The organism is Leptodesmis sp. (assembly GCF_052746595.1).
The window spans coordinates 41564-55350 of the sequence record NZ_JBRAGO010000016.1; the positions used below are offsets into that span (position 1 = coordinate 41564).

At 50.3% G+C, this 13787-nt stretch carries 15 protein-coding genes; 9 read left to right on the forward strand and 6 right to left on the reverse strand.

The window, feature by feature from the left end; translation table 11 throughout:
- Positions 1–24: 24 nt before the first annotated feature.
- The 4 genes from ACUVQO_RS05510 to ACUVQO_RS05525 all read left to right on the forward strand — a co-directional run bounded on the left by ACUVQO_RS05510 (position 25) and on the right by ACUVQO_RS05525 (position 4095).
- Positions 25–1209, forward strand: coding sequence for an NAD(P)H-quinone oxidoreductase subunit H (locus ACUVQO_RS05510; RefSeq protein ID WP_445924887.1), 1185 nt, complete (start codon positions 25–27; stop codon positions 1207–1209).
- An 860-nt stretch (positions 1210–2069) separates the two neighbouring features.
- Entirely contained in the window at positions 2070–2972 is a 903-nt protein-coding gene (gene hetR, locus ACUVQO_RS05515; RefSeq protein ID WP_445924888.1) for a heterocyst differentiation master regulator HetR, read from the forward strand.
- A gap of 308 nt (positions 2973–3280) precedes the next feature.
- Positions 3281–3721 carry an alpha/beta fold hydrolase gene (locus ACUVQO_RS05520; protein ID WP_445924889.1) on the forward strand — a complete coding sequence of 147 codons (441 nt, stop codon included), beginning with the start codon at positions 3281–3283 and terminating at the stop codon, positions 3719–3721.
- Complete coding sequence (locus ACUVQO_RS05525; RefSeq protein ID WP_445924890.1) at positions 3667–4095, forward strand: alpha/beta fold hydrolase; 429 nt, start codon at positions 3667–3669, stop codon at positions 4093–4095. The genes ACUVQO_RS05520 and ACUVQO_RS05525 overlap by 55 nt, the downstream gene beginning before the upstream one ends.
- A gap of 176 nt (positions 4096–4271) precedes the next feature.
- Here the strand turns inward: ACUVQO_RS05525 and recA are convergent, their stop codons facing one another.
- Entirely contained in the window at positions 4272–5345 is a 1074-nt protein-coding gene (gene recA / locus ACUVQO_RS05530; RefSeq protein WP_445924891.1) for a recombinase RecA, read from the reverse strand.
- Positions 5346–5560: 215 nt separating this feature from the next.
- Between recA and xseA the strand changes: the two genes are divergently transcribed.
- Both xseA and xseB read left to right on the forward strand, forming a co-directional pair.
- Complete coding sequence (gene xseA, locus ACUVQO_RS05535; protein ID WP_445924892.1) at positions 5561–6814, forward strand: exodeoxyribonuclease VII large subunit; 1254 nt, start codon at positions 5561–5563, stop codon at positions 6812–6814.
- Positions 6815–6885: 71 nt separating this feature from the next.
- Positions 6886–7182 carry an exodeoxyribonuclease VII small subunit gene (gene xseB, locus ACUVQO_RS05540; protein ID WP_445924893.1) on the forward strand — a complete coding sequence of 99 codons (297 nt, stop codon included), beginning with the start codon at positions 6886–6888 and terminating at the stop codon, positions 7180–7182.
- 136 nt (positions 7183–7318) lie between these two features.
- On the opposite strand, the gene ACUVQO_RS05545 is transcribed toward xseB, so the two are convergent.
- The 3 genes from ACUVQO_RS05545 to ACUVQO_RS05555 form a co-directional block, all read right to left on the reverse strand.
- The gene (locus tag ACUVQO_RS05545; protein ID WP_445924894.1) at positions 7319–7693 is read right to left on the reverse strand and encodes a hypothetical protein; all 375 of its coding nucleotides are present in this window, start codon (positions 7691–7693) and stop codon (positions 7319–7321) included.
- A 288-nt stretch (positions 7694–7981) separates the two neighbouring features.
- The gene (gene chlP / locus ACUVQO_RS05550; protein WP_445924895.1) at positions 7982–9205 is read right to left on the reverse strand and encodes a geranylgeranyl reductase; all 1224 of its coding nucleotides are present in this window, start codon (positions 9203–9205) and stop codon (positions 7982–7984) included.
- Between the two features lie 314 nt (positions 9206–9519).
- Positions 9520–10509, reverse strand: coding sequence for a zinc-dependent alcohol dehydrogenase family protein (locus ACUVQO_RS05555; RefSeq protein WP_445924896.1), 990 nt, complete (start codon positions 10507–10509; stop codon positions 9520–9522).
- 129 nt (positions 10510–10638) lie between these two features.
- Here ACUVQO_RS05555 and ACUVQO_RS05560 point away from each other — a divergent pair, with 129 nt between their 5' ends.
- From ACUVQO_RS05560 to ACUVQO_RS05570, 3 genes are all read left to right on the forward strand, one after another.
- Complete coding sequence (locus tag ACUVQO_RS05560; RefSeq protein WP_445924897.1) at positions 10639–10812, forward strand: hypothetical protein; 174 nt, start codon at positions 10639–10641, stop codon at positions 10810–10812.
- 188 nt (positions 10813–11000) lie between these two features.
- Positions 11001–11777 (forward strand): DUF4079 domain-containing protein, encoded by a 777-nt coding sequence (locus ACUVQO_RS05565; RefSeq protein WP_445924898.1) that lies wholly within the window; start codon positions 11001–11003, stop codon positions 11775–11777.
- 115 nt (positions 11778–11892) lie between these two features.
- The gene (locus ACUVQO_RS05570; RefSeq protein ID WP_445924899.1) at positions 11893–12579 is read left to right on the forward strand and encodes a DUF6391 domain-containing protein; all 687 of its coding nucleotides are present in this window, start codon (positions 11893–11895) and stop codon (positions 12577–12579) included.
- A gap of 71 nt (positions 12580–12650) precedes the next feature.
- On the opposite strand, the gene larB is transcribed toward ACUVQO_RS05570, so the two are convergent.
- Both larB and ACUVQO_RS05580 read right to left on the reverse strand, forming a co-directional pair.
- Positions 12651–13445, reverse strand: coding sequence for a nickel pincer cofactor biosynthesis protein LarB (gene larB / locus ACUVQO_RS05575; protein ID WP_445924900.1), 795 nt, complete (start codon positions 13443–13445; stop codon positions 12651–12653).
- A 119-nt stretch (positions 13446–13564) separates the two neighbouring features.
- Positions 13565–13735: a tetratricopeptide repeat protein gene (locus tag ACUVQO_RS05580; RefSeq protein ID WP_445924901.1), complete on the reverse strand. Its 171-nt coding sequence runs from the start codon at positions 13733–13735 to the stop codon at positions 13565–13567.
- Positions 13736–13787: the final 52 nt, after the last annotated feature.

Here is a 13787-nt window from a genome sequence, read left to right on the forward strand (position 1 = left end):
GATCGCAAGGGGAACCGTTTACCTATGGTAATGATCGAAACCAAAACTGAACCCATGATTCTCAACATGGGGCCTCACCATCCCTCAATGCATGGGGTATTGAGATTGATCGTAACTTTGGATGGGGAGAACGTCATCGATTGTGAGCCAGTTATTGGCTATTTACATCGCGGCATGGAAAAAATTGCTGAGAACCGTACCCCCGTTATGTACGTCCCCTACGTAAGCCGCTGGGACTACGCTGCGGGCATGTTCAACGAAGCCATTACCGTTAATGCACCTGAGAAATTAGCCGGAATCGAGGTTCCTAAACGCGCCAGCTACATTCGCGTCATCATGCTAGAACTAAACCGGATTGCCAATCACCTGTTGTGGTTTGGCCCCTTCCTGGCAGACGTGGGTGCCCAAACCCCCTTCTTCTATCAATTCCGGGAACGGGAAATGATCTATGACCTGTGGGAAGCCGCTACAGGGTACCGCATGGTTAATAATAATTACTTCCGCATTGGCGGTGTGGCCGCTGACTTGCCCTATGGCTGGGTGGATAAGTGTCTCGACTTCTGCGACTACTTCATGCCCAAGATAGACGAGTATGAGAGGCTGGTCACGGATAATCCCATCTTCCGTCGTCGCGTTGAGGGGATCGGCACCATCAGCCGGGAAGATGCCATTAACTGGGGGTTGTCTGGCCCGATGTTGCGAGGCTCCGGAGTAAAGTGGGATCTGCGCAAGGTGGATCACTACGAGTGCTACGATGACTTCGACTGGGAAGTGCAGTGGGAGACGGCTGGCGATGCCTTTGCCCGATACTTGGTGCGGATGCGGGAGATGCGGGAATCCGTGAAGATCGTTCGCCAAGCCTGCAAGATGTTGCCCGGCGGCCCTTACGAAAACCTGGAGGCAAAGCGGTTGGCGGCTGGCCCCAAATCGGAATGGGATGGCTTTGATTACCAGTACATTGGTAAGAAGATTGCGCCCACATGGAAAATTCCCGCTGGCGAACACTACGTCCGTTTGGAAAGTGGCAAGGGAGAACTGGGCGTTTTCATTATGGGCAATGACAATGTTTTCCCCTGGCGCTTCAAAGTTCGTCCTGCTGATTTCAATAATCTCCAGATCCTTCCCCACCTGTTACGCGGCATGAAGGTGGCCGATATTGTAGCCATTCTGGGTAGCATTGACGTGATTATGGGATCGGTCGATCGCTAGGCCGTTAGTTGGCTAAAAATTGAATAATTCATTGACTTGGGGGCGCGATCGCGTCTCCAATTTTTTTAACTTTAACAACTAGCTCCTTGTGTAAAGTTATCCTGATCTACCCAGGGAAGCTCCGTATCAAGAATTAGCGATCTGATACGGACATTTCCTTATGCGTCTTTTCACTTCCCTCTTAGTCTCTGGCTTACTGCTTACGGTATCGGTTTCTTCAAACCACGAACCCCCCCTATCTCTGCAACATCTTTCTTTGACCAGTCTCCAGGCTCCTTCTATTAATCAAGTAATTGTGAGAGGCAATAGAAGGCTGCCCAGACATCGAGGCAGTGGTCGTCTGGAGTCTCAATGGCTAAAGCAATCGCTGGCCTGAGAGTCGGACTACTTGCCCTTCTTATGAACCTGAAAATGCCAACTTTACAAGGAGAATTGCGGAAAACTGGGTAAATTAGGCAATACTATAGAAATTAAAAGCTAAACCAAGTCCAGCTAGAGAACAGTCGTTTTCCTATCAGAGAAACTACGGTTCTGGGCCTGGAGAAGGATGGCGCGTCTATATTTTGGATGATTTAGCCTTTCTTCCATCAGGGGTTGCTGCAATATTCTGTGTGTTGCCTAACTAAACCAAGTCTAACTAGGGAACTGGAGTTTTTTGATAAGAGAAACTATGGTTCTAAACCAAGTCCAGCTAGAAGACTGGAGTTTTCTTACCAGAGAAACTACGGTTCTGGACTTGGACAAGGTTTAGATTATGACAAGGTGTATAGATTCATCCGCTGTAAAACAAGGATTGCCAGCGAGGATTAGCGCTAAGAATCTTCTTTGCATCATGGTTCTAAATGGGTAACCTTATTGAAATGACTAACGACCTCGATCTGATCAAACGCCTCAGTCCCAGTGCGATGGATCAGATCATGTTATACCTTGCCTTCAGTGCCATGCGAACCAGTGGGCATCGTCACGGAGCCTTTCTGGATGCAGCGGCAACAGCGGCTAAATGTGCCATTTATATGACCTATCTGGAGCAGGATCAAAACCTGCGAATGACGGGGCATTTACATCACATTGAGCCAAAGCGTGTAAAGGCTATTGTGGAAGAGGTGCGGGAAGCCCTGACAGAGGGTAAGTTATTGAAGATGCTGGGTTCTCAGGAACCCCGGTATCTGATCCAATTTCCCTACATCTGGCTGGAGCAGTTTCCCTGGCAGCCCGGGCGATCGCGCATTGCCGCCACCAGTTTGACCAGTGAAGAAAAACGGCAGATTGAGCAAAAGCTGCCCCAGGGAAACCTACCGGATGCTCAGGTGATTAGCTCTTACGAGTTTTTGGATTTAGTGGAGTCTCTGCACGCTCGCTCCCAAGAAGACCTGCCCAGCGATCGCCGGACGCCCCTAAGTGAGGCATTATCAGAACACATTCGCCGACGCTTGCTTTATTCCGGTACGGTAACTCGCATTGATTCTCCCTGGGGAATGCCTTTCTACGCATTGACGAGAGCTTCCTACTCTCCTGAAGCTGAGGAAGAACGCACCTACATCATGGTGGAGGATACGGCTCGCTACTTCCGCCTGATGAATGACTGGGCCAACCGAAAACCTAGGGTGATGAGGATTCTGGAAGAACTGGATATTCCTCCAGAACGGATTAACCAAGCCATGGAAGAACTGGATGAGGTGATCCGCGCCTGGGCTGACAGATACCATCAGGCGGGAGGCGTTCCCTTTGTCCTACAAATGGTAATGGGGATTAAGGAAGAATAGGACTTACGCAAATCTCGGAGGTTGTAACCAAAATTAAGCATCGTGATCAGCGTAGTGGCTTAAACCTCCGAGGTTTTGGTCAAGACTCTTCGCCCTTACCATGCGTCTCCAGACCCAACCGTATAGTTAAAATTTCCCTCTCCAATTGTTTCTCGTAGGATTCTTAAAGCCTTGAGCGGGTCATCTCCTTCAGGCTGGCATCCCTAATGAGATAGAGGTAATATTTTAGACTGAGAGGCAGGATCATTTGGAATTTTGGATTTTGGATTACAAAATTTACGAGTGCAATTAGCTTAACGTCAGAGTTTGTGTTTCCCGATTTTCTACCAGCCGATACTGCCCTACTTAGCGAAGCTGCCTCGATCGCACTGGCTCAGAGTATTCAACGGCAACCCATCCAAACATCGCTGGCTAGTGGAGCGATCGCCACAACTTACGTACACCAGGGAACGGGCCATCCTCCCATACTGCTGTTACATGGGTATAACAGTTCTGTGTTGGAATTCCGGCGGTTGCAACCCCGGTTAGCCGAGCACTGCTCAACCTGGGCCATCGATTTACTGGGGTTTGGCTTTACCGATCGTCCCCCGAAGATCCCCTTCACTCCAGCAGCGATTAAGACCCACCTTTACTACACCTGGAAAGCCTTGATTGGGGAACCCGTTATCCTGATTGGGGCTTCGATGGGGGGGCTGTGGCGATCGATTTTGCCCTCACCTATCCCCAGGCTGTCCAACATCTGGTGCTGATTGACAGTGCTGGATTTGCCAAAGGCCCAGACATCGCTAAATTGATGATTCCGCCTCTGGGATATTTAGCGACGGAATTTCTGCGTCGTCCCAGCGTACGCCGCAAGGTCAGTCCGCAAGCTTATCATGACCCCAGCTTTGTCACTCCAGATGCTCAACTATGTGCTGCCCTGCACCTGCAACATCCCAACTGGAATCAGGCATTAGTGGCCTTTACGAAGAGCGGTGGCTATAACTTTCTGGCAAACAAAATTTCTCAGATCAAGCACCCCACTCTGATTTTGTGGGGAGATACTGACCAGATTTTAGGCACCGCCGATGCCGAGAAATTTCAGCAGGCGATCGCAGACAGCCATCTGGTCTGGATCGGTTAGTGTGGCCATGTCCCCCACTTGGAACAACCTCAAACCACCGCAGAAGTCATCTTGAAGTTTGTCCGATAAGTTGGTTTGTCTGACGCAGAAGTAAATAGGAGTGATGAGGGGATGATGGGTTCCTCTCCCACTCTCATTCTCCCACCCCCCCATCCTCTCAGGACTAACGGATTTTTTTACTCTTCTTCGTAATCTTCATCGTCCTCATCTTCGTCAGGATGGCCCACTGAATTCGCTGAAACGACCGCCCCCATTTCCAGTTTTTGGCGAACTTCCTGATCTACCTTCTTAGCAAAATCGGGCTTTTCCTCCATATATTTAATGGCATTGTCCCGTCCCTGAGCAATATTGTCACCGTTATAGCTGTACCAGGCTCCCTTGCGAACCACCACCCCTGTTTCTTCTGCCAGGTCGATTAAGCAGCCCAGACTGGAGATGCCCTTGCCAAAAATAATGTCGAACTCAGCCACCCGGAATGGGGGAGCAACTTTATTCTTGGCCACTTTCACCTTGGCCCGGTTGCCATATTCTTCCGTGCCTTTCTTCAGAGTTTGAATTCGGCGAATATCCAGTCGCACTGAGGCATAGAACTTGAGTGCCTGCCCCCCAGTCGTGGTTTCAGGATTACCATAGGTCACGCCGATCTTCTGCCGCAGTTGGTTGAGGAAAATCACCGTACAGCCTGACTTACCCATATTGCCGGTAATTTTTCGCAGTGCCTGACTCATCAAACGAGCCTGTAAGCCCACGTGAGCATCCCCCATTTCGCCTTCAATTTCCGCACGGGGTACCAAAGCGGCCACGGAGTCTATAACAATGATGTCGATCGCCGACGATCGCACCAGTTGATCGACAATTTCTAGCGCGGCTTCTCCCGTATCAGGCTGAGACACCAGCAGGTTATCAATATCAACCCCCAGAGCTGCAGCATAGGTAGGATCCAGCGCATGCTCCGCATCTACAAAGGCGGCAATCCCACCATTTCGCTGCACTTCTGCAACCGCATGGAGAGCTAGAGTTGTTTTACCCGAGCTTTCCGGGCCATAAATTTCAATCACCCGTCCTTTGGGTAACCCCCCGCCCAACGCCAAATCTAGAGTCAATGCGCCAGTCGGAATGGTTTCAACTTTCATGCGGGTGGCATCTCCCAGGCGCATAATGCTACCTTTACCGAAGTTGCGCTCAATCTGCGTCACAACCAGGTTCAGAGCCTTTTGCTTATCGGAGGAATTATCAGTTTTAGTAGCCATGAGCGCCTCAACGCAAGAGTATGAATGGATGTGGGAAAACCGAGTGGGTAGGGGGTTTGAACCTTGTCCAAGTCCAGAACTGTAGTTTTTAGTTTTTCCTATAGGCAGACTTCAGTTCTCTAGCTGGACTTGGTTTAGAGGAATTTTAGTTGTTTACCTCGGTTTTGGAGAAGTCTGGTTAATCTATAAACAGTTGCTGCTGCTGCTAATCAAGTATGACATCCTATTTTCATAACCTCCTGGTTCCAGATACAGCCCTGTCTGTAGCAGGTTTAACAGCTTACATCCAGGTCTTGTTGGAACAAGATGGCCAACTGCAGCAGATCTGGGTGACAGGGGAAGTGTCCAGTGCTACGCGGTATCGCAGTGGCCTGTTTTTTACCCTGCAGGATCCAGACGAAAAGGCGGCCATTAACTGCGTGGTCTGGAATCACCAAATCGATCGCCTGGCCACTCTGCCAACCCAGGGAGAGCAATTGATTATCCTGGGTCGGATCCATGTGCACCCTCAACGGGGACAGTACCAGTTGATTGTCTGGCAGGTGTTACCGGGAGGAGAGGGCTTACGGGCACTGCGATACCGTCAACTGCGCCATCGGTTAGAAGCTGAGGGCTTGTTTGATCCTCAACGAAAACGTCCGTTACCCACCCATCCATGGGTTGTGGCAGTGGTCACCTCCCCGCAAGCCGCTGCCTGGGGAGATATTCAACGGACGCTACGACGACGCTATCCTGGCTTGCATGTGCTCTTTTCTCCGGCACTGGTTCAGGGTGATCAGGCTCCCAATGCCATCGTCCGAGCGATCGCACGAGTCATCCGAGATGGCAGAGCAGATGTACTAATTCTATCACGCGGTGGTGGAGCGATCGAGGATATGGCCTGTTTTAATGACGAACGAGTGGTCAGGGCAATTGTTGAATGCCCTATCCCCGTTATAGCGGGAATTGGCCACCAACGAGATGAGTCGCTGGCTGATCTGGCTGCCGATTTTTGTGCCCATACCCCCACCGCTGCCGCCGAACAAGCCGTTCCCCAACTCGCTGACCTGTATGCCGAACATCGAGAACGAATGCTGGCTCTCAACGATGCCATGCAATATCGACTGGAAGTGGCCCACGATCGGCTGCAACGACTGCGAATCCGCCTGCAGCAGTTGCAACTCGATCGCAAACCGCATCAGGAAACACAACTTCTGGGCTGGATGCAGCGACGATTGATTCAACACAGTACCCAGCAGTTGCAGCAAGCGAAACAACATTGCCAACTGCTGCAGCAAAAATTAGCCACCCTGGATCCCAAAGCGGTGTTGAAACGGGGATACGCGGTAGTGCGGCAGAGCAATGGGGCGATCGCCCGCTCTACGGAAACTTTATCTCTGGGTGAAGAACTCCAGGTGCAACTAGGCCAGGGTCAAGTTAAGGTTACAGTTACAGAAATTTTGGCTGAACAGCCTCAAGCTTCTAAATAGATCATGAGATCTTTGAGTAAGAATGCTGGGTAAAAATATACTGGCGATATTACTCTTGTCCAAATCAACCTGTGAACGATGTGCATAACTCTGTAGACAACAGAGGTAATCCACCCAACTCAAAAGACGGTTCCCTGACTTCTCCCACTTCTGGTGTACAGCGGGAGGACTGGAACTATGAGCAAACGGTGCAAAGGATAGAAGCAACCATTTCCCGGATTGAATCTGGAGAGCTGGAGCTGGCTGAAGTATTCGATGAGTTTGCCGCAGCAGTCAAGAGCCTGCAAGAATGCGAAACCTTTCTGGCTGAGCGACAACGACAGATGGATCTGCTAATTGAAAGCCTGAAGGATGAGCCAGAGTTTTGAGAGAGTAAAGCAGGTGAGGGAGATAGGGGAGTGAGGGGGTGGAGGAGTGGAGGAGTGGAGGAGTGGGTGGGTGGAGGAGTGAGTGGTAGAAAGTAGCACATCTCAACCCCGATCCCTGATCTCCAATCCCCGATCCCTATCCCTCAGGATATTTATCGATCAACTTCGCATACCGCCGTTGCAGACGAACGATCGCATTGTAGGCTTTGAATCCCAGTAAGGCTTCGCGATCAGTCATGGGATCAAGTTGATCAAAATCGCGGGCGGTAGTGTGGGGATCTAAGCGGCCTACAGTCAAGACTTCATCCTTCGCTTCCATGAAGTTGTAGCCTTCCTGCATCAGGTAACGCACCAGACGTTCAATCAACTCGTTATAGCGTTGCATTTGGGTGGCGGCTTTAGCCGAGGGAGACCAGCGTTGAGCAGTGGGTTGGGCAGTGGGCGAGATCGTGCGTGAGGTAAAGACGTTCTGAGATCTAATAGGAGATAGGCTGCAATAGGGGGCTGTCATAAGGGGGCACCTTTGATGAGTATTGGAGTTTGAGCCGAGGCACAGCACCGCAGGACTTTATCAATCCTTTCAAAACTTCCCTCGTAAAGAGATCATCAAAGGTAGTGGCCACCATTCCAAATGAGGCCAGATGATCCTGCTCACTCATCAACGTGATTTTAATAGGCATCAAGAAAAAACCAGCACTTGGAAAATTTCCCGTGCTGGCTAGTAGGAATGACTCAGGTGAGGAGTAAAAGTTGAAATATTTAGGTTTAGAAGTCGGTAAATCTCTAAACCCGAATACCTTTAAGGGGCCAATGCGTTGCCGCGAAGCAGGCTACCAATGGTTTTAGCGGTGATTTTTAGTTGCACCAGGGGATTGGCTGGTACCACTGTCTTGTACAAATAGCTATCGAAAGTCAGTTTTTGTACATCAATGTCCGAACACATTTCGACGAAGGCTTCACGAGTCGCATCGGAGCGATAGAAGACCCGCTGCAACAGATCCAGTACCAGGTAGGTCATGCCGTACTGCTTATCCCACCGCTTGATGTAAACCTTCAGGTCTTGCTCCATGGGAATTCGTTCTCCTTTGTTGGAGAATTCAACGATCGCCTCAGCACACATCCGGCCCGACTTGGCGGCAAAGTAAATCCCTTCTCCCGACGACTTGGTGACGGTTCCGGCGGCATCACCAACCAAAGCAACCCGCCCTACAACCCGACGAGGTCTGGGATGTTCGGGAATGGGGTGTGCTTCCACGCGGATAATCTTACCGCCCCGCAGTTTGGCGGCTGCACGTTCCCGGATGCCCCGTTGTAGTTCTTTGATCCGGGCCTGGTTGGGCTTCATGGTGCCTGTACCGACCGCAACGTGATCGTATTTGGGGAAGACCCAGGCGTAGAAGTCGGGGGACACATCATCTCCCACATACATCTCGGCCAGATCCTCGTAATAGGCCATCTTGTCATCGGGGATACGAATCCGCTCCTGGAAGGCGATCGCGTAGTTGTAATCGCCCGCATCGATCGCTTTCGCCACACGAGAGTTAGCGCCATCCGCACCGATCACCAGATCCACTTTCAGGGTTTTGTTTTCCCCTTCCAACGTGCCGTTGGAGTGATCTGCGTAGTGCAGGATGTAAGGATCGGTGTCGTTATCGGGAATTTCCAGTTTATGCAGGGTGCCATTGATGACTTTAGCTCCCAGTTTTTCGGCACGAGTCCGCAGGAAGCCATCCAGGATTTCCCGACGACACATCCCGATATATTCGTCATCCTTTAAGGTGCTGCCAATATTGACTTCAATATTAGACGGCGAAATCATCTTCATCTTGCGAACCCGGCGATCGATGATTTCTGGAGGCAGTTCGAACTCGCCTACCATGCACAGCGGAATGGCACCACCGCAGGGTTTCACGTTGTCTAACTTGCGTTCGATTAAATAGGTTTCAATACCAGCTTTTGCCAAAACTTCGGCGGCGGAAGAACCAGCGGGGCCTCCACCTACAACAGCAACCCGTAGTGCCAAGGCGTTTCTCCTAAAGTCTCTAGAAGCTACGAGAATGCATCCTATCATGGACGTTTTACAGAACTGCCGCCCACGGAGCCAGATCCAGCCAATTGAAATAGAGTGTAATATTTTCGCAACAGAGCGTAACGATCGCCATAGAGCATAATGAACAATAACGATAGAAGCCCATCTTGTTTATCACCCTGGTGACTGAAGTTGCGGCTATACCGAGAAAACCTGCCGACGCAGGTTACTGAAAACTTTGATTGTATTGAGTCTGCGTCAGCAGACTTGGTGAGTGTAGTCACGAGTAGACCTCCGACTTTTATTCATCAGCGCTCCATAACTAAGGCCGCAGCACCTTGAATTTGGCCGCTACGGAGAGCATTCAGGGCGGTATTCGCTTCCTCCAGGGGAAAAGCCTGTACCTGAGTATGAACTGGAATTTTGGGAGCCAGGGCTAAAAACTCTTCACCATCTCGTCGGGTCAGGTTGGCTACTGAACGGAGCGATCGCTCCTCCCACAACAGGTCATAGGAAAAAGACGGAATATCACTCATGTGAATTCCGGCACAGACCACCACGCCTCCCTTAGCAATAGCTTTGAGGGCGGCTGGGACGAGAGCACCAACAGGAGCAAAAATAATCGCAGCATCCAGCAGTTCCGGTGGAAGTTCATCGGAACTGCCAGCCCAAACCGCTCCCAATTCACGGGCAAACTGCTGACTTTGACTATCTCCAGCACGGGTGAAAGCGAACACTTTCCGGCCCTGATAGCGAGCAACTTGAATGATGATATGGGCCGCCGCCCCAAAGCCATACAATCCCAACCGTTCGGCATCCCCTGTCATGGTCAGGGAGCGGTAGCCAATTAATCCGGCACAAAGAAGGGGAGCGGCTTGCAGGTCAGGGTAGCCAGAAGGAATGGGAAAGCAAAAAGACTCTTCGGCAACGGTGTATTCTGCATAGCCGCCATCCAGTTGATAACCCGTGAACTGCGCCCAATCGCACAAATTTTCCCGTCCTGTCAAACAATAGCGACAGTGATGACAGGTATGGCCCAGCCAGGGAACACCCACCCGATCGCCAATCTGAAATCGTTCGACCTGATCTCCCTTACCAACAACTGTGCCGACAATTTGATGGCCTGGAATCAGCGGCAGTTTGGGATGAGCTAGTTCTCCATCTACCACATGCAAGTCAGTGCGACAGATACCACAGGTTTGCACCTGAATCAATACCTGAGCAGAAGCAGGAGTGGGAACAGGTAACTCAGTCAGTTGTAGCGGTTGACCGGCAGCCTTTAGCACCATTGCACGCATACAAACGACCCTGATGATTTAAGGTTAATGGGCATAGCGATGCCTTGTGTCCATCCTACACTTTTCCCGATCGGTGCTTGTCAAGCACTACAATAACCTGCGGAAAATCATCAAAAACTCGTGCTGATTATGGCTTCACTTGACCGTCAACAATCCGATCGCCTGGTTCACTTAATTACTGCAGTCGAGCAACTCTTAACTGAGGTGGATGAAGGGGGAGCGGAGGAAATTTTGGATGAACTTTACATGCTGATCACCAAAATCTTTGAGCTATTTCCTCAGTTAGACAAGGAAGAGGAGTAAAAGCCTGAAAGCGATGAAAATTGACTCCATACATATTCTGATGCTCCAATTCAATGGGAAATTGAAGATCCAACATGACTTAAACGCCGTATCAAGAAGAGCAGGGATTGCAAGGCTTTCAAACAGCCTCTAAACTCTTACAAAAGAATATATGTTTTCATAATCACCTGCTACTCTACAACTCAGGTGTGTGGATTTCCCAGGCTGTCCTGACTCAAACACCCTTACTGAACTATCAACGAGGCTTTATGTATCTGGGTTTTGAAGATGTTCTGCGGCTGATCCATCCTGTGCTTGCAGTGACGGTTGTATTTCCGATCCTTGGCATCACAGTGTTTATGGCCTGGCAGACTCGCCAGCGACGCTTACAAGCAGGCACAACCAGTAAGAGCAACATTTCCCCTCTGGTGGGGCAAGAACATCTCAAGCTGGGTCGAGTGCTAGCAGTTTCTGTGATCATTGTGGAACTGCTGGGAATTACGCGCCCCATGTTCAGCAAAATTATTGGGGATCAACTGTGGAGCAGTGAACCGACTAAATTTGGGTTAATCCTGCTGATGTACGTTGTGACCATCGGCTCCCTGATCTGTTTATACCGGGCAGAGGTACCACTCTGGCGTGGGATTTTTGCCACCCTTACTGGAGCGGCTCTGGTGGTTCTTAGTTTTCAGGACGGAATTTATCGTCGGGATGAAGAAAGGTTTCTCTCCCATTTCTACTTGGGAGTTACAGTGACGTTATTGATGATTTTCTCTCTGGCGATTATTCAAGACATTTATCAAGACCGAAGAAATCGTTGGCGCACAGTGCATGTAGTCCTAAATTGTGTTGCTCTAGTGTTGTTTATTGGTCAGGGCATTACTGGCACGCGGGATTTACTGGAGATCCCTTTAAGTTGGCAGGAGCAGGCCATCCAACAGTGTGATTACAAGAATAGGACGTGTACAGTGCCTCAACAGAGGTAGGGGCCAGAGATTGAGGTTTGACAACAAATTGCAACAATCGATCGCGGCTGTTCCCTAACAAACGCTAGAGTGATTAACATTCAAGTGTTGCGTCTGTTATCGGAGCAATAAGATTATGACGTACTCGGCTTCCAGTCAACCAAATCAAGGGTTTTGGGAAACAGAAATCTTAGATATACTGTTTCCACGATCGCCTGCGCCGAGTTTTTCTAGCCAGGATAGCGAATTGATCCGCCAGTTTGGCTTTGTGCCAGGGTTGAAGGAAATCCTTATGGTGCGTCAGGTTCATGCCCTGGAACACGCAACAGTCTGGGTATTGAGCAATCTAACGAGATCGCCTCGCAATTTTCCCATGTCCTGGTTTGGGGCAACCAACTCCCCTCCTGCCGACGATGAACTGCTGGGTGGGATGTCTACAGAACGGGGATTTTACCTGTATGGAGAGGTTGATCCAGAGGATTTGAGTCAAGCTGTACAAACCGCATTACGACGGTTGACCTCCGGTGAATGGGAATTGGCGGTTCATCCTCGCTGTGGCACAAATCTTTCAGTTGGCATGGTCTTGACCACCTCTCTGACCCTGGGAGCCGCTTTCTTACTGCCCCGTGGCCCGATCGAGCAAGTCCTGGGGATGGGAGCCGCTGCCCTGACTGCTGCCTATCTCACTCCAGAATTGGGCCTATGGGCACAGCGCTACATTACCACTGCCATTCCCTTTAATCTCGCGATCGCCAATATCAGTTCCATTCGCGATCCACAAGGTCATCCGGCTCACTTTGTTGAAGTCCGATGGGTCGAATAACAGTTTTGAGTTATAAGGTTTGAATTTTGAACTTAAAACTTAAAACTCATAACTTAAAACTACTCCCTAAGCTACTCCCTCAACCGTCTGGCAGTTCTCAAAATCTGTCCAGCCAGGATGGCCGCGCCAAAACCATTGTCGATGTTGACAACTCCTACTCCGGCAGCGCAGGAGTTGAGCATGGACAGCAAAGCTGCCAGTCCATTAAAGCTAGCTCCATAGCCGATACTGGTAGGGACAGCAATTACGGGGCAGTTAGCGAGTCCGGCAACAACACTGGGTAACGCGCCTTCCATGCCAGCGGCCACAATCAAAACATCGGCTTCAGCGATCGCTTCCCGATGGCTCAACAGGCGATGAATACCTGCTACGCCTACATCCCATAGACGTTTCACCTGAAATCCGCATAGTTCAGCGGTGACGGCGGCTTCTTCTGCGATCGGTAAATCGGCGGTTCCTGCTGACAGCACGCCAATTAAACCAGGATTCGTTACTCCAGTCGGATAGGGGTAGGGCGTTTCATTCCGTCCTTGCACGGCACAAATTCGAGCCAGTTCATAGTAGTGTAATCCTGGCACCATGTCTTGCAACTGCTCATACACCTGGAGTTCAATGCGGGTCGCCATAACTACAGGGGTATTACGCCGCATCACTTCCATGATTCGGGCAATTTGCTCTGGAGTTTTCCCCGGTCCCCAGATCACTTCTGGAAACCCGGTACGTAATGTGCGGTGATGGTCAATCCGGGCAAAGTCATCTACAGGTTCATAGGTCAAATACTTCAGTTTATCCAGCGCTACATCGGGAGATAGTTTTCCCTCTGCAACAGCATTCAGGAGATGGCGAAGGGCTTCGGGTTGAGACACGGCGGCAAGAGAAGTAGGGAACAAAGAATAGGGAGAGGTGGGGGAGTCGGTGGAATAACTTGTGCAGATTACTTTTACTATCACCAATCCAAAATCTACAATCCAAAATTCCTGATTCTTCAATTCTCCCCTAAACTATCGAGTAATTGCTGGATAGCGGGTGCATCTTCGGCAGTCGGAAATTGCGTCAGATAATCCTCAAAATCTTGACGGGCTTCGGTAATTCGATTGAGGCGGTAGTAGAGCAGCCCACGATCGCGTAACTCTAGAGCCGCCTGGGGAAACAGCATTGACGCTCATCCCGCTAACGCTTCGCGTATAGCAGGAGATTCCCCGTTCACA